The sequence below is a fragment of the Pseudomonas sp. GW456-12-10-14-LB2 genome, assembly GCF_002884345.1.
GTDB classification, from domain to species: domain Bacteria; phylum Pseudomonadota; class Gammaproteobacteria; order Pseudomonadales; family Pseudomonadaceae; genus Aquipseudomonas; species Aquipseudomonas paraglycinae.
The window spans coordinates 1-257 of record NZ_POHV01000235.1; the positions used below are offsets into that span (position 1 = coordinate 1).

The 257-nt window shown below is 70.0% G+C and carries 1 protein-coding gene; it reads left to right on the plus strand.

Translation table 11 applies throughout. The features are described from left to right. A partial coding sequence (locus C1X29_RS30105) for an FHIPEP family type III secretion protein (protein WP_173940227.1) occupies window positions 1-257 on the plus strand: 257 nt, incomplete at both ends.

A 257-nucleotide genomic window follows, 5' to 3' on the forward strand; every position in this document is an offset into this window, starting at 1 on the left:
CCGAGCTCCTCAACCACGTCGAGGTCTCGAAGCTGCTCCGCGAGCTGCCCAAGGAGCACGCCGAGCTGCTCAAGGAGATCGTGCCGTCGCAGATCTCCACCACCGGCATCCAGCGCGTGCTGCAGTTCCTGCTCGCCGAGCGGGTCTCGATCCGCGATCTCGGGGCGATCGTGGAGGCGGTCGCCGAGGTGGCGGGCGCCGTGAAGAACCCCCGCGACGTCGTCGAGCACGTCCGGGCACGCCTGGGCCGGCAGATC